We start from the raw sequence: 17,441 nt of genomic DNA on the forward strand, positions 1-17,441 counted from the left end.
CCCGCTCACCACAACAGCCTATTTGCCATAGATTCATCATCCACTGGAAGATGTGTAGATACCCATGCTCATCGGGGGCAAGTCCTCTCCCACTTTGGCCTCAGGTTCGGATCGCTGCATCGACCCGTGCAATGTAGGTATCGAAGCGCGCCACCAAGTCCACCTGCTCAGGAAACCGCAACCACTGGATCTGCAGGCCATCCATCATGGCCAGGATCTCTTCCACCAGCCCGGCGATGTCCACGTCGCCGCGCACCTCCCCCGCCGCCACCAGCTCGGCAAACTGCCCCTGCATACGCTGGTGAATCGCCGCGTAGCGCGCCTGGAACCACCCCCACGCGGGTTGGGTATCCAGCAGGCTTTCAGCATTCAGGATGGTAAACGCACGCACCACGCCAGGCGCGGTGGCATTCGAGCGATTGATCGCGCGCAGGCTGCCGAGCAAGCCATTGAGGGATTTCTCCGCACGCACTTCATCGGCAATGCGCTGGTTGACTTCATCGCGCCGCTGCAACACGCCCATCAACAGCGAGATCTTGCTGGGAAAATGATGCAGCAACCCGGCCACCGAGATCCCCACGATGCCCGCCACCTGGGCCATCGACGCACCGCTGTAGCCTTCCAGGGAAAACACTTGCAAGGCAGCGTCCAGCAGCTCTTCGCGGCGTTTTTCACCTTTGGGCGCACGGCGGGTCTTGGGGGCAGGTTCGGTCATGGGCAAATCCTTGTGGGCGGCAGAAAAGCTCAGGCGCTTTCCCGTTCGATCAAGTGGCAGTCCAACAGGTTCAAACGCTGTACAGCCTGCGGCAACACGCCCAGGCTTTGCAGCACGCGGGTTGCCGCCAGGACGCCGATCTCCAGGGCCGGCGGTTTGATCGTGCTCAGGCTCGGCAGCAGCATCTCGGCAAACGGGTAGTCACCGAACCCCAGCACCGCACACTTTAACCCGCAACGCTGCCCGGCCAGCAGGCCACCGGCGGCCAGGTTGTCGTTGGCAAAGAAAATCGCGTCCGGCGGTGTGGCGTGGCCCATCAAGGTTTCCATGGCCTGCTTGCCCGCGTCGAACGCTGCGCGGCCGGCGTCCGGGACGAACACCTGTGGCTGCACGCCCAGCTCGATCAGGGTCGCGGCAAAGCCTTCGCCACGCTCCTGGGCGCTGAAGTCACCCGCCACGCTGTTGTGCACAAAGGCCAGGCGCCGATAGCCCTTGCCGTGCAGGTAGCGTGCGGCGGTGACACCGACCTGGTAGTGGGAAAACCCGATCTGCACCGGTGCGCGTTCGGGGACGTAGTCCCAGGTTTCCACCACTGGGATATCTGCGTCGGCGATCATCTTTTCAGTGGCCGCGCTGTGGAAGCGGCTGGTCAGCACCAAGGCTGCCGGCGACCAGCCGAGAAACGCCCGCACCGCGCTTTCTTCCTGCTCGGCGCTGAAGTAACTCGACGCCAGCAACAGCTGATAGCCGTGGTGGCTGAGGGTGTCGCTGAAGCCCTGGATCGTGTTGGCAAAAATCGGTCCGGAGATGTTCGGGATCACCATCGCCACGATCCGCCCACGCGCCGACGCCAACCCGCCGGCCACCAGGTTGGGCACATAACCCAGCTCAGCAACCACTTGGGCAATGCGTTCACGCCGTTCAGGCGACACCTGTTCCGGCTGGTTGAAGTAACGCGACACGGTGATCGCCGATACCCCGGCCTGGCGCGCCACCGTATTCAAGGTGACGCGCCCGGCGCCACGGCGTTTGCGCGGTTTGTCTTCGTTCACGAGAGAACCCTGTTAACAACCAAAAAGAATATAAAGCTAATTTTTAAGTATTTGACGATCTAAAGCATAGCTCACAATAATGCCGATGTTAGCGCTAACAAGGCGCGCTGTCTGCTACTCGCTCAAGCGAATGCCCACGACAGTTTCACAGGCGCTGACGGTCGCAGAACCGCAGCGGACCAGGGCATTTCTTTCGAGCGGGCACAGCATGCACAAACACACTCACTTATTGTTTCTTGCCGGTCTGACCGCGCTTCCAGTGGCCGGCGCCACTGCCGCCGACGAGCCGCAAGCCACCCTCAAAGCGGTGACCGTCACCGCCACCCGGCGCGAAGAATCCCTGCAGAAAGTCCCGGTGGCGGTCTCGGTACTGGACGGCGAGCAACTGGAGCGCGACAACCGCAACGGCGTGGCAAGCATCGCGCAACAAGTGCCGTCGCTGAACTTCCGCACGGGTGCGTCGAACAAGGACACCTCGCTGTTTGTGCGTGGCGTCGGCACCATTTCCACCTCCCCCGGCGTGGAGCCGACCGTGGCCACGGTGATCGACGGCGTGGTCTATGCGCGCCCCGGCCAGGCCACCCTCGACCTGCTCGACCTGGAGCGCATTGAAGTGCTGCGCGGGCCCCAAGGCACGCTGTTCGGCAAGAATGCCTCGGCCGGTGTGCTGAATATCACCAGCAAGGCGCCCACCGCCGAGACCCACGGCTACATCGACCAGTCCTACTACAGCGGCAATGAAAGCCGCACCCGCTTCGGCATCGGCGGCAGCCTGGTGCCGGACGTGCTCAAGGGCTCGGTCAGCACGCTGTTCGGCAGCTACGACGGCAATGTCGACAATCAGCACAACGGCCAGGAGGTCAACGGCTACAACCACAAGGGCATTCGCGGCAAGCTGGAGTTCACCCCCAATGACGACGTGACGCTGACCCTGATCGCCGACTACATGCAGTCCCACGACGACGCGCCGAATGGTGTCGTCAGCAAGTCGTTGACCCCGGCCTTCAGCAACGCCTTGAACCCGGTGCGCGCCTCCAGCGACAACCGCGACATCAACACCGATACCCGCAGCCATGTCGAGGACACCAACAAAGGTTTATCCGCCCAGTTGGACTGGAACCTCGGCGACTACACCCTGACCTCGATCACCGCCTGGCGCGGCTGGGACAATACCCAGTACCAGGACGGCGACCGCCTCGGCACGGTGACTGCGGCATTCCCCGGCACCGCCGACAAAGGTGAGCTGGCCTTCGACCAATACTCCCAGGAACTGCGCCTGGCTTCGCCCAAGGGCGAATTCCTCGAATACGTCGGCGGCCTGTTCTACATGCATGGCAAGGACCAGGAAACCTATCAGCGCACACTCACTTCCACCACCCGCACCGAGCGTGGCATCGCCGACTACAGCACCACCAGCGACAGCTACGCCGCGTTCGGCGAAACCACACTCAACTTTACCTCGCGCTTTCGCGGCATCGCCGGCCTGCGCTACACCCATGACGATCTGAAATACGATCACCGCCGCGTGTCCACCTCGGCCACCACCGTCAGCGGGATTCAACCGGCCACCTCCAGCTCCGGCTCGGTGGACGAAGACGGCTGGTCCGGCCGCCTCGGCGTGCAGTACGACATCAGCGATAACGTCACCAGTTACCTGACCTATTCACGCGGCTACAAGGGCCCGGCCTACAACGTATTCTTCAACATGCAGCCGCGCGACACCGATGCGCTCAAGCCGGAAACCTCCAACACCTGGGAAGCCGGGATCAAGGCCACCGCCTGGAACCACCGCCTGACCACCAACCTGGCGGTGTTCCACAGTGACTACGACAACTACCAGGCCAACTTTTTCGACACGGTCGCCGGCCAAGTGGTGACCCGTTTGATCAACGCCGGCAGCGTCAGCACCGAAGGCGTCGAGCTGGATTACGCCTTGCAGGCCACCCAGCAACTCAAGCTCTCCGGCGCCCTGGCCTACACCCGTGCACGCATCGATGAATTCGCCTGCCCGGCGGGCGCGGCGGCCACCTGCAACGTCAATGGCAAGCCGCTGCCCTACAGTCCGGACTGGAAGAGCTACGTACGCGCCGACTACACCATCCCGCTGGACAACGACCTGGATATCGAACTGGGCACCGACTACAGCTGGCAGAGCGAAGTGCAGTACGACATCAGCCAGAACCTCGACACTAAACAAGGCGCCTACGGCATCTGGAACGCCAGTGTGGCCCTGGCCGACTACAGCAACGGCTGGCGCGTGGCGCTGCTGGCGAAAAACCTCGCCGACAAGTCCTACTCGCCGCTGCTGGCCAGCGGCGGCAACTACATCTACCGCGCCGTACCCCGTGACGATGAACGTTACTTCGGCGTGCAACTGCGCAAGGATTTCTGACATGAGCCGTCAACTCAAACTCGGCGCCTTTCTCATGGCCACCGGGCACCATGTGGCCGCCTGGCGCCATCCGGACGTGCCGGCCAACGCCGGGCTGGATTTTGCCCAGTACAAACACCTGGCGCAGGTGGCCGAAGCGGCCAGGTTCGATGCACTGTTCGTGGCCGACAGCATTGCCGCGCCCACCGGCGAGATCGCCAGCCATATGGCGCGCTCGGATCATTTCGAGCCGCTGACCCTGCTCTCGGCGCTGAGTGCGGTGACCGAACATATCGGCCTGATCGCCACCGCAACCACCACCTATAACGAGCCCTACCACGTGGCGCGTAAATTCGCCTCGCTGGATCACCTGTCCGGCGGGCGCGCGGGTTGGAACCTGGTGACCTCGGACGCCGCTGCCGAGGCGCAGAATTTCGGCCGTGATGAACACGTGGGCCATGCCGAGCGCTACAGCCGCGCCCGCGAGTTTCATCAGGTGGTGACGGGCCTGTGGGACAGCTGGGAGGACGACGCCTTTGTCCGCGACAAAACCAGCGGCAACTACTACGACCCGGCGAAGCTGCACGTGCTCGACCATGCAGGCGAACACTTCCGGGTCAAAGGCCCGTTGAACGTGGCGCGCTCGCCCCAGGGCCAGCCGGTGATCGTGCAGGCGGGCTCTTCGGAGACTGGCCGCGATCTGGCGGCGCAAACCGCCGAGGTGGTGTTTACCGCGCAGACGTCGCTGGCCAATGCCCAGGCGTTTTATACCGACCTCAAGGGGCGCCTGCCTCAATACGGACGTGAGCCGGACTCGCTGAAAATCATGCCCGGCGTGTTTGTGGTGGTCGGGCATACCGAGGCCGAGGCCCAGGCAAAATTCGCGGCCTTCCAGGACCTGGTCGAACCCGAGGTCGGCGTGGCATTGCTCGGGCGCATGCTGGGCAATTTCGACCTGTCCGGCTACCCGCTGGACGGCCCGTTGCCGGAACTGCCATTGACCGACAGCGGGCAACGCAGCCGCCAGCAATTGCTGAGTGACCTGGCCCACCGCGAACAGCTGACACTGGCGCAGTTGGGCCGGCGCATTGCCGGTGGGCGCGGGCATTACAGCCTGATCGGCACGCCCGTGCAGATTGCCGATGAGCTGCAAAACTGGTTCGAAAACGGCGCGGCGGATGGCTTCAATATCCTGGTGCCGCACCTGCCCGGCGGGCTGGAGGATTTTGCCCGATGGGTCGTGCCTGAATTGCAAAAGCGGGGGCTGTTCCGCACCGAATACACCGGCACCACCTTGCGCGAAAACCTCGGTTTGGCCCGCCCGGAAAATCGCTTCAAGGAGGCTCAAGCATGAAAGTCCCAGCACTGTTATTGGCCCTGCTGATAAGCCAGACCGCATGGTCGGCCGAGCCCGACACCCTGCGCATCGGCTACCAGAAAGGCTCCATCGCCCTGGTCCTGGCCAAGGAACATGGCCTGTTGGAAAAACGCTTCCCGCAGACGGATGTGAAGTGGATCGAATTCCCCGCCGGCCCGCAGATGCTTGAAGCGCTCAACGTCGGCGCACTGGACGTGGGCTCCACCGGCGACATCCCGCCGCTGTTCGCCCAAGCCGCCGGGGCCGACCTGGTCTACATCGCGCCGAACCACCCAAGCCCAGCGCCGAAACCATCCTGGTGCGCAATGACAGCCCACTGCATTCGGTGGCGGATCTGAAAGGCAAGAAGGTCGCCTTCCAGAAAGGCTCCAGTTCCCACAACCTGATCCTGCGTGCGCTGAATAAAGCCGGCCTGAGCTACAAGGACATCCAGCCGGTGTACCTGCCACCCGCCGATGCGCGGGCGGCGTTTGAGCAAGGCAGCGTGGATGCCTGGGCGATCTGGGAGCCCTACTCGTCCCTCGCCCTGAGCCAAAGCCCGAGCCATGTGTTGGCCAATGGTGAAGGGCTGGGGTTGTCGGGGCCGGTGTACACCGCACGGCGTGAATATGCGCGGGACAATGCCGGGTTTATCCATGACCTGCTGGGTGAGTTAACCCGTGCCGAAGCACTGACCCGCAGCCAGCGCGAGGACAGCCTTAACGTGCTGACCAACTTCATGGGCCTGCCCGCCGAGGTGGTTGCGCGCTATATGGATAACCGCCCGCCGTCGCCGATTTTGCCGATTGATGAGGGGATCATTCAGGCGCAGCAGGCAACGGCAGATCTGTTCTTCCAGAATCGGTTGCTGCCCAAGGCGATCGAGGTGAAGCAGGCAGTGTGGAATCCCGAAGCCCACTGAGATCCAACAGCCCGCTCACCACAGTGCTATGTATGAGCCTTTGAGAGTTGTGTAGATACCCATGCCCATCGAGGGCAAACGCCCTCCCACATTTTTTGACCGCGTCAGCCGTGAGTGCGGGTGCTTTTTTCCACGATGCACATCGGCGTACCGGAAACCGGCTCATTGATGATCTGCACCTGCACCTCAAACACCTGCCGCATCAACTGCGCACTGATCACCTCCCCCGGTGCGCCAGCGGCCACCAGCCTGCCGCCGTGCATCACCGCCACATGCCCGGCATAACGGCAGGCCTGGTTGATGTCGTGGAGCACGGTGATCACGGTCTTGCCTTCAGCGGCCAGTTCGCACATCAGGTCCATGAGTTCGACCTGATGGCTGATGTCCAGGTAGGTCGTCGGTTCATCCAGCAATACCACCGGCGCGTTCTGCGCCAGCACCATAGCCAGCCATGCGCGTTGGCGCTGGCCGCCGGACAGGTCCGCCAGGGCGCGGTCGGCCAGGCTGTCCAGTTTCAGGCGCTGCATGGCCTGGGTGACCTGGGTTTGATCGCTGCCACTGAGGCGTCCCCACAGTGAGTTGTGCGGACTGCGCCCATAGGCAACCAACTGGCGCACGCTGACGCCTTCCGGCACGGGCAATACCTGGGGCAGAAACGCGACCTGCCGCGCCAACTGGCGGGCGGACAAGGCGCTGTAAGCCTGGCCGTCGAGGGTCAGTTCACCCTGCGTGGGTTTGAGAATGCGCGCAAAGGCCTTGAGCAAGGTGGACTTGCCGCAGCCGTTGGGCCCGATCAGCGCGGTGACTTTCCCCGCCGGTGGTGCAAACGAAAGGCCCTGCACGATACGTGTGCCGCCGTAGCCGATATCGAGCTGGCTGGCCTGGAGAATACTCATGTCATCAACCCTTGAACCGTGCCAGCAACCAAAGAAAATACGGTGCGCCAATCACCGCCGTAAGTACCCCGGCGGGGATTTCGCTGGGCGCGATCAACGTGCGCCCGAGGGTGTCGGCCAGCACCAGCAACAGCGCGCCGATCAGCATCGCCGCCGGCAGCAGGTACTGGTGATGCCCGCCCACCAGCCGCCGCGCCATGTGCGGTGCGACCAGACCGATAAAGCCAATCGGCCCGATCACCCCCACGCCCAGGCTGGTGAGCAGCACCGCGCAGGCCATCGCCAGCCAGCGCGTGCGGCTCAACGCGGTGCCGAGGCTGTGGGCCGCTTCATCGCCGAGGGCGATCAGGTTCAGCGGTTTGGCCAGGCACAGCCCCAGCGGTATCAGCAGCACAAACGGCAGCACCAGCGCCACATGGTGCCAGTTGCGGCTCCACAGGCTGCCGGTAAGGGCGAGCAGTGCGGTGTTGATGTCCAGCGGGTGGGACAGGATCAGAAACTCGGTGACGCTGGACAAGGTCACCGCAATTGCCACCCCGGACAGCGCGAAACGCACCCCGGAAAAACTCACGCCGGTGTTGTACAGCGCCAGCAGCAAAGCGCCGCCGGCACCGCCCAGGCAGGCCACCAGCGGCAGCCAGGCAATCGGCAAGTGCGGCCAACTGATGATCGCCACGGTCAGCGCCAGCCCGGCGCCTTGGGTCACGCCGAGGATTTCCGGCGAGGCCAGCGGGTTGCGGATCACGCCCTGCACAATCGCCCCGGCCAAGCCAAAGGCGGCGCCGGCGAGGATCGCGATCAGGCTGCGCGGCAGGCGGTGGTTCCACACTTCGAAGTCGAGCGCGTCGTGGGCCAGCAGGCGGTCGAGGACGGTCACGGGCTTGAGCCACAGCGTGCCGGCACTGAGGCTGACGAAGGTCGCCAGCAGCAACAGGCCGAGCAGCATCCACAGGCGAAAACGGGGGCGAATCATAGGGCGCGCCTGGCAAGGAATAGAAAGAACGGTGCGCCGATCAACGCGGTGACCACACCGGCCGGGGTTTCCACCGGAAAGGCCACGGCGCGGCTGAGCAGGTCGGCACCGAGCACGATCACCGCGCCCAGCGCCGCACTCAGGGGGATCAGCCAGCGGTAGTCGTTACCGAGAAACTGACGCAGGATGTTCGGCGCAATCAACCCCACAAAACCAATCGGCCCCACCGCGCAGACACTGGCGCCCACCAGCAACAGGCTGGCGACAAACACCTGCAAACGCAGGCTGGCGATGCCCACGCCCAACGAGCGGGCGGCGTCTTCGCCGAGGTTGATCAGGTTCAGGCGTGGCGCGCACCACAGTGCCCACAGGCCGCCGATCAAGGTGCACGGCCACAGCAGTTGCACCTGGGCGGCACCGACATTGGCGAGGGAGCCGGCCAGCCAGTTCAAAACGCTTTGCGCCTGGGCCTCGACCAGAATCACCGTCAGCCGGGTCAACGCCGCGCACAACGCGGCCACCGCAACACCGGCCAGGACCAGGCGGCCTTGGGCCGTGGTCGGCGACCAGGCGCCACCGAGACTGAACACCGTGACCCAGGCCAGCGCACCGCCCAGGCAGGTCATCAGCAAGGCGCCACCGGCAAACGGCGGAGCGACCAAGCCTGTGGAAAACAACGCCAGCCCCAACGCCGCGCCCGCCGTCACGCCGAACAACGACGGCGAGGCCAGGCGGTTGCGGGTGATGCCTTGCATCAGCGCCCCGGCGAGTCCCAGGCAGGCACCGACCAGCGCCGCGCACACCGCCCTGGGCACACGCAACTGGGCGACGATGTAAGCCATATTGCCGCCCACACTGCCTTGGTGTACGAGGCCATTCCACGCATCGGTCGCACTGATAGTGAACGGCGACCAGCTGTACAACGACAACCAGAACAGCACCGCGCCGAGCAGCACAATGCCCGCCGCCGCGAGACTACGCGCCATGCTTATTGGCTCAGTACGGCGTTGCCGCCCTTGAGAATCGCCAGGGCGTCTTCGGCGATCTGCTCCGAGGCCAGCACCCCACGGTTGCGCGCCCAGCTGTCGCCGTCCACTTCGGCCACGTGTTGGTTACGTACGGCGCCGAGCACCTGCCACAGCGGTTGTTTGCTCCAGCTGTCGACGATGCTCGGGCGACGGTAATGACCGACCAATAACCAACCAGGGTCCAGCGCCAGCAGTTGCTCCAGGCTGACGAATTCGGTGGGGGCGGCATTGGCGCGCACCGACGGCACTTTCAGGCCAATGGCCTGGAGCACGCTGCCGGCGTAGGAGTCCGGGCCGTGCACGGAAAAGCTGTCTTCGCGGGCGACGCCGAACAGCACGCTGGCACCGGCGGGGATCTGCTGGGCAATCGTGTTCAGGTTCGTGCGGTTCTGGGCGATGCGCGCTTGCATCTGCGGGCTCTTGCCCAGCGCCTTGCCGATCAGCTCGGCGGACTTGAGGCTGCCCTCGTAGTCTTCACCACGGGACGGCAACAGCAGCGTCGGCGCGATGCTGGCCAAGTCGCTGTACAGCGCTTGATGGCGATTGAGGTCGGCGACGATCAGGTCCGGCTTGAGCCGGGCGATTTCCTCGATGCTCGGCTGCGAGCGCAGGCCCACGGATTTCCACTGGCCGATGGCCTGGCGCACACGGGGCAGCACGCGGTTGGCGTCGCCATCATCGGCGGCGCCGACCGGCGTGACGTCAACGGCGGCGAGGCTATCGAGAAAGGAGAACTCCAGCACCACCACGCGCTTGGGCGCATCGGGCAGGTGCACCGCGTGTTGGCCGTCATTGAGGTCGATGGGAGCAGCGCTCAGCACGCTTGAGGAGAACGCCAGGACGCAGGCGGCAAGGATCGGGATGGAGCGCAGGATTCGCATGACAAGGACCTCGGCGTTAAAACACCCCAGCTGGACGGGCTGGGGAAAACGGCGGGTACTATTCCATATCAGGGCGGCGTGATCAAAAAACATTCTCATTAACTGATGCCTTCCCACCTGTGGCAAGCGGGTTTGCCACAGGTGGGAAGGCATCCACCCACGCAGTATGCACAGGTATTAGAAGTCGACAGTGGCCGACAGCAGGTAAGTGCGCGGTGTCGACAAGGTCAGGCCCGGCTCGCTGTCATCCGATGCGCCCGCCGAACTCCAGTAGCGTTTGTCGGCGACGTTCTCCACATTGGCCCGCAGGGTGATGTGTTTGTCGTCGACCTTGAAGCCGTAGCGTGCACCCACGTCGATACGATTCCAGGCATCGATTTCCTTGACGTTGGACTGGTCCAGGTACTGCGAGCTGGAATGGATGCCACGGCTGGTCAGGGTCAGGCCTTCGAGCATCGGCACGTCCCATTCGGCGCCAACGTTGACGTTGTACTTGGGCGTGGCCGGGGCGCGGTTGCCGTCCCAGGCGCCGTTGGTGGTGTCCTTGAGCTTGCTGTCGATGTACATCACACCGCCGAGCAGGCGCACACCCTTGAGCGGTTCGCCGAATACACTCAGCTCGGCACCGGTGTTCTCGCGCTTGCCGTTAGGCCCGAACAACCGCGTGGTCGCGTTGGTCTCGTAGGCCGGTTGCTTGATGCGGAACACGGCGGCCGTCACGGCGAAGGCACCGGCGTCGTACTTGGCGCCCACTTCCACCTGGCGACTGACAAACGGCGGGAAGATCTCGTCTTCGTTGCGCGAGGTGGACGGCGCGATTTTGCCCTGGCTCAGGCCTTCCATGTAGTTGGCATACAGCGACAGTTTGTCGGTGGCCTTGAACAGCAAGCCACCGGAGGGCGAGACCTTCTCTTCGTCGTAGTTGGTCTTGCCTTTGATGCCATCGCTCCAGTCGTCCACGATCACCCGCTGCCAGCGTGCGCCAAGGGTCAGCAGCAGGCGGTCATCGAAAAAGCCCAGGGTGTCGGACAGGGCCACGCCACTGGATTTATTCTCGGTGTACACCTTCGCATCCTGGCGCGTGGCCACAGACGGCGTCGGGGTTTGTACCGGGTTGTAGAGGTTGCTCGATGCGTTCGCATACCGCGCCCCGCCGTTGGTGAAGTCCATATAGAAGTAGCTGGCCGCCAGGTTGACCTCATGGCTCACCGGCCCGGTATGGAACCAGTTGCGCACGCCGGCCGTGGCGGTGCGCACGTTTTCATCGCGGGTAAAATCCCGCGGCGATACCGTGAACGCGCCGGCCGCATTGCTCACCGACACGGCATGGCGCAGGAATTCGTGATTACTTTTACGTGCGCCCACACCGCCGTAGAGCATCACCGAGTCGCTCAGGTCATATTCGGCATTCACCGTGCCAAAGGTGTCCTTGGTGCGGGCCTGGCTCCAGGATTGCGCGTAGTTGCGGCGCACATCGTTGGCACTTGGCACCGGCGCGGCGGCGGCGACCTGCACACGCTCTTGCGGTGCATCGGTGTCACGCTCGGTGCGGCCGATGTCGGTGGACAGGCGCAGGCGCTCGCCGCGGAAATCCAGGCCCAGCACGGCCATCTCGCGGTCGACGCTCTGGTGATCCCATTCGGTATCGCCGGACTGCTTCACGCCGTTGAAACGCAGGCCGAACTTGTTGTCCTCGCCAAAGCGCCGACCCACATCCACCGCGCCGCCGGCCTGGCTATCCGAGGCCCAACTGCCGGTGAACGAGGTGATGTCCTTGTCGGTGGCGCGCTTGGGCACCACGTTGATCCCGCCGCCCACGCTGCCACGCGGCGAGATGCCGTTGATCAACTGGGTCGGGCCTTTGAAGATGTCGACGCGGTCGGCCATTTCCATGTCGATGGTGTAGGTCGGCAGCACGCCGTAAAGGCCGTTGTACGACACATCACTGTTGAACAGGCTGAACCCGCGAATGGTGAACTGCTCGTAACGCCCACCGGCCGGGTTGGTAGCACGTACCGACGGGTCGCTGTTGATCAGGTCACCAAGGGTGCGCGCCTGCTGGTTCTTCACCGCATCGGCGGTGTAGGTGGTCATGCTGAACGGCGTTTCCATAAAGTCCCGCGTGCCCAGCAACCCTTGGGAACCACGGCGCGCCACTTGGCCACCGGCGTAGGTGTCACCGTCGTACAGGCCGGTGGTGCCGAGGATGGAGGTCGGCGCCAGTTCCAGGGTGCTGCCCTCCGGCGCCGGCATCAGCATATAGGCCTGTTCGCCCATGGGTTGCAATTGCAGGCCGGAGCCTTGCAGCAGGCGTGCGAAGCCCTCTTCCACGCCGTACTCGCCGGACAAACCGCTGCTGCTGCGCCCGCTGACCAGCGCCGGGTCCACCGACAGGTTGACGCCCGACAACCCGGCAAAACGGGTCAACGCCGCACTCAGGCTGCCGGCCGGCACTTGATAGCTGCGGCGGGCGGCGCTGTCTTCGGCAAAGCTGGTGGGGACGAACAGCGGGCTGGCACTGAGGCTCAGCATCAGGCTCAGTTTGAGCAACGGGCGCAAGCGCAAGGGTAGGACTGCGGGCATGGGAAGAAGCTCTCGATTTTGTTCACTTACCTGCAATGACAGGCGAGGTGAAAAAAAGGGACAGGCTTCGACAGTTATTTTTCAGCCAATGGGTACTTCCAGCCCCACCTTGACCCGGTCCAGCGCCACCAAGGTCTTGAACCACTTCACATTGGGGTTCTCGGCGAACAGCCGGGCGGCGAGGTCCTGGTATTCCTGCATGCTGGCGACATTCAGCACCAGCACGAAATCCGCTTCGCCGGTGACGTAATAACACTGCTGCACCTGGGGCACGCAGAAGCTGGCCTTGGTCGTCGTCAGCGCGTCGATACTGGTACGTTCGACGGACACCTCGGCAATGATGGTGATTGGCTTGCCGGCCTTGACCGGGTCGACCAGCGCCACATTCGCAATGATCACTCCCCCCTCTTCCAGGCGTTTGATGCGCCGTTGCACCGCGGCGGTGGAGAGGTTGACCTTCTCGGCGAGGGTGCGCAGGGGCAAGGCGTTATCGCGCTGCACCAGGGCCAGGATGGACCAGTCGAAGCCGTCCAGATCCAGCGTGGAAGAAGCGGGTTTGGCCATTCGGGCGTGCTCGACAGGGTGAGAAATTTTATCGAAAACAGCCTCGATTCAGAGACCAATGACGACCGGGACCTCAATACTATCCCAACTCCTTCAGCATGCAGAAATGGAGCGTCTCATGGGCTTTTTGATTCACCTGTCGCCGGTGTTGCTGGTGATGTCGATGCTGATGGTGCTGCGCCGCCCGCCGGTGCAGGCGGCCATGGCCGGCGCTGGCCTGGTGGCAGTGTTATGGCTGATCGATGGATTGTTGGCCAGTGCCGCCGTGGCGGCCTTGAAGGACACCGCTGTGCTGTTCGCCAGCACCGCGTTTGTGATCGTGCCGGGCCTGGCCTTCGTGATTGTGATTGAACGCATGGGGGTCAATCAGGCGTTGAGCGAATGGGTGCAGGCATTGGGGCTCAAGCGCGCAGAGTTGGTGATGTTCATCGTATTGGGGTTGGCGCCATTGCTGGAGGCCATGACCGGGTTTGGCGTGTCGCTGATTGCCACCCTCCCCTTGTTGTTGAGCCTGTTCGAACGCCGCGTTGCGCTGCGGGTGGCGTTGACCGGCATGGCGATCATGCCGTGGGGCACCCTGGGGTTGGCCACGGTGATCGGCGCTTCACTGGCCCATGTGGATGCCTCAACCCTGGCGTCCACCTCGGCGCTGACCAGCGCACCGGTATTTATCGCACTGGCAGCGTTGGCTTCATACCTGTGCGGTGTAGGTATCACCCGCGCTTTTATTGGTTTTGGACTGCTGTTTGTGCTGGTGCTCTACGGGTTGAGCCGTTGGCTGGGGCCGGAGGTGGCTGGCGTGGGCGCGGGACTGAGCGTTGCCACGGGGACGCTGCTGCTGGCGCTGTTTCGGCGCCAGGGCGCAACAACACCGGCCTGGCCGCGTAGCGCATGGCCGTACCTGGCACTGATCCTGTGCATCGTGCTGCTCAAGAGCCTCAATGCCCTGACCCATCTTGAGGACGCGTGGGTGGTGCGGGGCATGAACGTCAGTTGGAAGCCCCTGGCATCACCGGGCATCGCCTTGCTGCTGGTGTTGCTGTGGGTTCATCGGGATCGCGGCAACAACCTGCTCGGCGCCCTGGGGGCTCGGGCGCGGCGACCGTTACTGACGATTTTCTTCTTTCTGGCCATGTCGCAAATGATGGTCAAGGCGGGCTTTCTGGATGGCATGGTGCAGGTGCTGGGCAGCTTGCCCGACCTGGCCGCCGTGCCGATGGTAGCGCTGCTGGGCGGGCTGTCCGGCTACATGACGGGCTCGAACGTCGGCGGCAACGCGATCTTCATGCCGGCGGTGGCATTGCTGCCGGAGTCGTCGCGCCTGTTGCTGGCGGCAGTGCAGAACAGCGCAGCCGGGCATGCGGCACTCGGTTCGCTGTCGATTGTGATGCTGGTCCTGGGGCTTGCCAAAACCAGCCCGGAGGAAGAAGGCCAACTGGTGCGCTTCGGCTTTGCACTGGCTTGCCTGAACACCGGGCTGGTGGCCCTGGCAGGCTGGGTGTTGCTGGGGGTTTGAGGGGCGCGGCTACACGGCCGAATAGATGACTGTCTGTGCGCTGTCTGCCGTGACACTCTGGCGCGTGAAGTACGTGTCACCTTCGTCGGTGAGGATCTCGTAATCAACGTTGCGGGTGTTGTTTGCGTGCTTGATGATCTTCAACACGCGCTGGAATTTCACGCTCTGCGTACCGTTCTGGTTGGGCCCGGTGAGCACACTGACGCTCTGGAACCAGCCGGCCTGTTGCTTGTTGCCGACCAGGGCATGGGTCATCGCCTCGAACCGTTCCAGTCGCGTGAAGCCCCACAAGGTCTGCTCCTGTACCGTCGCATCCGGTGTGGCGGCGCCAGTGAAGACGAAGAGATTGATCGCCGGGCTGTCTTCGCAAAAGAAGTCATAGGGGACCAGGCCATCGACCATTTTCCTGCCGGGCACAAAGCCTTTTTTATGCACCTGAAACATCGCCAACCTCCACTCACTCAATGGTGGCCAGTCTAAAGAGGTGCGACGTACAGGGCGGTCAAGCCAATGTAATGTCGTGTAAAGATCGCGCACTGTGCAGGTTGATTTCCACGGTCAGCCCACCGGCCGCCTCATTGCGCGCCAGGATGGTGCCGCCATGCATTTGCACGGCCCTGGCGGCAATGGCCAGGCCCAGGCCGAACCCGACACTGCTGTCCCCGGCACCGCGTTCGAACGGGTTGAAAATGCTTTTTAGGCGATGGTTTTCAACCCCCGGTCCTCGGTCGCAGATCTGCACTCGCAGGCGGTTGCCATCGGCACTGATCTGGGCCGACACCCACACGGTGGTGTCCGGTCGGGTGTAGCGCACGGCGTTGCGGATCACGTTCTCGAAGCAGCGGTACAGCAATTCGCCGCTGGCACAGGCAATGAACGGCGGGCAAGCCTGCAACTGCACGCGGCAGCCCTTGATGTCGGCTTCAAACTGCGCGTCTTCGACAATCATCGACAGTAATTCGACGATATCCACGGACTCGCGCTCGATGCTGTCGGGCCGGCCTTGCAGGCGTGCCAGGGTCAACAGGGCTTCGATAAGGGTGTCCATGCGCTCGGATTCGCGCTCGATGCGTTCGAGCATTTCCAGGCGCGTCCCATCCTGGCGCAGCAGGCCGATGGCGGCTTGCAGGCGCGTCAGCGGCGAGCGCAGTTCGTGGGAGATGTCATGCAACAAGTGCTGCTGGGCTTGCACCAGCACCTTCAGTTGGTTGGCCATGCGGTCGCAGTCTTCGGCCAGGTCGACGATTTCATCGCGACGCTTGCCCATGGCGGGCTTGACCCGGGTTTCGAAACGTCCCTGGGCTGCGTCGCTCATGGCGCGTTTCAGATGAGCCAGGGGCCACGCCAGGTAATACGCCATGTAGCCGCTGAACAATGCGCTCATCAGCGTGCCGATCAGCAGCGGCGTGTGTGGCCACGGCCTGCCTTGGGCATCCGGGGCGTGGGTGGAGCGGATCGACAGCACCTGGCCCTGCTTGCTGATCACCGAGCGTTCGTAGGCCGGTTGCGCCACGGGAGAACCCGCCACTAATTGCCCCGCGCTGTCATAGACACCAATGGCCTCGTCGGCCGGACGCTCCCAGACCGTCAGCAATTGCCCGGCCGCCTCCACACCGAACTGCTGCAACAACTGCTCTTCAGCCGCCAGGATCGTTTGCACATGGGGGTCATTCGGGCGGAAACGACCCAGTTCCAGCACACCAACGCCCACCAGGAACGTCAGGCTGGTGGCCAACCAAAAGGCCAGGAACAGTTTCCAGAACAGCAGGCTGGGCTTGGTCATTCGGCAATCAACAGGTAGCCGAGGCCACGCACGCTTTGAATCCAGGCCTTGGCATCCGGACGTGGCCCGAGTTTTTGCCGAATGCTGCTGATATGCACGTCGATACGCCGGTCGTAGCGGGTCAACGGGCAGCCCAAGGCGTTCAACGACAGGTCCTTTTTACTCACCACCTGGCCGGCACTGCGGGCGAGTTCTTCGAGCAGGCTGAACTCGGTGCTGGTCACGCCCAGCTCAACGCCGTTCCACAGGGCCTGGCGCTTGCCCGGCCATAACACCAGCGAGCCGGTCTTGATCATCTCCGAGGTTGGCTGACCTACCGGTTGCACCCTGCGCATGATGGCGCGCAGGCGAGCGACCAACTCCCCCGGTGAGCTGGGCTTGGGCACATAATCATCGGCACCCAGCTCCAGGCCGGTGATGCGGTCGATGTTGTCGCCACGGGCGGTGAGCAACACCACCGGCACCTGGCTGACGGCGCGGATGCGCCGCAGCACCTCGATCCCCGAGCGCTGGGGCAGCATGACGTCCAGCACCACAATGCTGTAGCGCCCAGACAGTGCCTCGACCTCGCCCTCCTCGCCCGTGTGCACGGCCGTCGCCGCAAACCCTTCGCGCTCCAGGTATTGGCTCAGCATTCCAGTCAGTTCCTGGTCATCGTCGACTAACAGTACGGAGATCATCGCGGGCTCGTCAGTGGGGGGGCGCGCATTATCGGCCCTGGCGCGGGTTTGCAGGCCAACCTTTACCTAACTTGACATTCGGTTAACCGCATCAAACGCCGCACGCTCTTAAGCTGCACG

At 63.5% G+C, this 17,441-nt stretch carries 14 protein-coding genes and 1 pseudogene; 4 read left to right on the forward strand and 11 right to left on the reverse strand.

What is annotated here, in order from left to right; genetic code table 11:
• Window positions 1–100 precede the first annotated feature (100 nt).
• Together IQK56_RS21145 and IQK56_RS21150 are read right to left on the reverse strand one after the other, a co-directional pair.
• Window positions 101–715, reverse strand: a complete 615-nt coding sequence (locus IQK56_RS21145; protein WP_122305115.1) for a TetR/AcrR family transcriptional regulator — start codon at window positions 713–715, stop codon at window positions 101–103.
• A 29-nt stretch (window positions 716–744) separates the two neighbouring features.
• Entirely contained in the window at window positions 745–1,767 is a 1,023-nt protein-coding gene (locus tag IQK56_RS21150) for a LacI family DNA-binding transcriptional regulator (RefSeq protein WP_122305114.1), read from the reverse strand.
• A 208-nt stretch (window positions 1,768–1,975) separates the two neighbouring features.
• Between IQK56_RS21150 and IQK56_RS21155 the strand changes: the two genes are divergently transcribed.
• The 3 genes and pseudogenes from IQK56_RS21155 (at window position 1,976) to IQK56_RS21165 (ending at window position 6,417) form a co-directional block, all read left to right on the forward strand.
• On the forward strand, window positions 1,976–4,159 hold the full coding sequence (locus tag IQK56_RS21155) for a TonB-dependent receptor (protein WP_193861738.1): 2,184 nt from the start codon (window positions 1,976–1,978) through the stop codon (window positions 4,157–4,159).
• A 1-nt stretch (window position 4,160) separates the two neighbouring features.
• Window positions 4,161–5,492, forward strand: coding sequence for an LLM class flavin-dependent oxidoreductase (locus IQK56_RS21160; RefSeq protein WP_193861739.1), 1,332 nt, complete (start codon window positions 4,161–4,163; stop codon window positions 5,490–5,492).
• Window positions 5,489–6,417, forward strand: a pseudogene (locus tag IQK56_RS21165) (aliphatic sulfonate ABC transporter substrate-binding protein). The gene IQK56_RS21160 and the pseudogene IQK56_RS21165 overlap by 4 nt, the downstream one beginning before the upstream one ends.
• 104 nt (window positions 6,418–6,521) lie before the next feature.
• On the opposite strand, the gene fecE reads toward IQK56_RS21165, so the two are convergent.
• The 6 genes from fecE to IQK56_RS21195 all read right to left on the reverse strand — a co-directional run bounded on the left by fecE (window position 6,522) and on the right by IQK56_RS21195 (window position 13,342).
• Complete coding sequence (fecE, locus tag IQK56_RS21170) at window positions 6,522–7,313, reverse strand: Fe(3+) dicitrate ABC transporter ATP-binding protein FecE (protein ID WP_193861741.1); 792 nt, start codon at window positions 7,311–7,313, stop codon at window positions 6,522–6,524.
• A gap of 4 nt (window positions 7,314–7,317) precedes the next feature.
• Window positions 7,318–8,286, reverse strand: a complete 969-nt coding sequence (locus tag IQK56_RS21175; protein WP_193861742.1) for an iron chelate uptake ABC transporter family permease subunit — start codon at window positions 8,284–8,286, stop codon at window positions 7,318–7,320.
• Window positions 8,283–9,272 (reverse strand): iron-dicitrate ABC transporter permease FecC, encoded by a 990-nt coding sequence (fecC, locus tag IQK56_RS21180; RefSeq protein WP_150676389.1) that lies wholly within the window; start codon window positions 9,270–9,272, stop codon window positions 8,283–8,285. The genes IQK56_RS21175 and fecC overlap by 4 nt, the downstream gene beginning before the upstream one ends.
• 2 nt (window positions 9,273–9,274) lie before the next feature.
• On the reverse strand, window positions 9,275–10,189 hold the full coding sequence (locus IQK56_RS21185; protein WP_193901816.1) for a Fe(3+) dicitrate ABC transporter substrate-binding protein: 915 nt from the start codon (window positions 10,187–10,189) through the stop codon (window positions 9,275–9,277).
• Window positions 10,190–10,372: 183 nt separating this feature from the next.
• On the reverse strand, window positions 10,373–12,778 hold the full coding sequence (locus IQK56_RS21190) for a TonB-dependent receptor (protein WP_122306028.1): 2,406 nt from the start codon (window positions 12,776–12,778) through the stop codon (window positions 10,373–10,375).
• A gap of 81 nt (window positions 12,779–12,859) precedes the next feature.
• Window positions 12,860–13,342 carry an Lrp/AsnC family transcriptional regulator gene (locus IQK56_RS21195; RefSeq protein WP_150761474.1) on the reverse strand — a complete coding sequence of 161 codons (483 nt, stop codon included), beginning with the start codon at window positions 13,340–13,342 and terminating at the stop codon, window positions 12,860–12,862.
• A 118-nt stretch (window positions 13,343–13,460) separates the two neighbouring features.
• Between IQK56_RS21195 and IQK56_RS21200 the strand changes: the two genes are divergently transcribed.
• Window positions 13,461–14,858, forward strand: coding sequence for an L-lactate permease (locus IQK56_RS21200; protein ID WP_193861743.1), 1,398 nt, complete (start codon window positions 13,461–13,463; stop codon window positions 14,856–14,858).
• 9 nt (window positions 14,859–14,867) lie between these two features.
• Here the strand turns inward: IQK56_RS21200 and IQK56_RS21205 are convergent, their stop codons facing one another.
• Genes IQK56_RS21205 through IQK56_RS21215 form a run of 3 tightly spaced genes read right to left on the reverse strand, consistent with a single transcriptional unit; the run spans window position 14,868 to window position 17,321 of the window.
• Complete coding sequence (locus IQK56_RS21205) at window positions 14,868–15,302, reverse strand: hypothetical protein (RefSeq protein WP_122306031.1); 435 nt, start codon at window positions 15,300–15,302, stop codon at window positions 14,868–14,870.
• Between the two features lie 58 nt (window positions 15,303–15,360).
• Window positions 15,361–16,641, reverse strand: coding sequence for a HAMP domain-containing sensor histidine kinase (locus IQK56_RS21210; protein WP_193901813.1), 1,281 nt, complete (start codon window positions 16,639–16,641; stop codon window positions 15,361–15,363).
• Window positions 16,638–17,321 (reverse strand): response regulator transcription factor, encoded by a 684-nt coding sequence (locus IQK56_RS21215; RefSeq protein WP_150761477.1) that lies wholly within the window; start codon window positions 17,319–17,321, stop codon window positions 16,638–16,640. The genes IQK56_RS21210 and IQK56_RS21215 overlap by 4 nt, the downstream gene beginning before the upstream one ends.
• Between the last annotated feature and the right edge of the window lie 120 nt (window positions 17,322–17,441).

Origin of the sequence: Pseudomonas cyclaminis, assembly GCF_015163715.1 — a bacterium.
Lineage (GTDB): Bacteria > Pseudomonadota > Gammaproteobacteria > Pseudomonadales > Pseudomonadaceae > Aquipseudomonas > Aquipseudomonas cyclaminis.